This is a genomic window from Ochrobactrum sp. SFR4 (genome assembly GCF_019730395.1).
Lineage (GTDB): Bacteria > Pseudomonadota > Alphaproteobacteria > Rhizobiales > Rhizobiaceae > Pseudochrobactrum.
In genome coordinates this window covers 1-229 of sequence record NZ_JAAPBB010001516.1, presented here as the reverse complement: position 1 = coordinate 229, position 229 = coordinate 1, and the positions used below count along the sequence as shown (strand labels likewise).

Genomic DNA, 229 nt, shown 5'->3' with positions numbered 1-229 from the left:
TAAAAACGTGGTCAATGTGTTGCTGGTAGACTTCCGCGGTTTTGATACGCTGGGCGAAATTACCGTGCTTGGTATTGTCGGCCTGACGGTTTATGCGCTGTTGCGTCGTTTCCGTCCGGCATCTGATACGATTGAATCCCCGCAACAGCAGAAAATCCAGAATGCCTATGATGCGGCAGATCCGGAGCGTGATGCTGGGGCAACATTGTCCGAATATCTCGCCGTGCCA

1 protein-coding gene is annotated in these 229 nt (G+C 52.4%); it reads left to right on the top strand.

Annotated features, from left to right (window positions below; genetic code table 11):
* Window positions 1-229: hydrogen gas-evolving membrane-bound hydrogenase subunit E (gene mbhE, locus HBA93_RS24080; RefSeq protein ID WP_221724884.1), on the top strand; the 229-nt coding region annotated here is incomplete at both ends.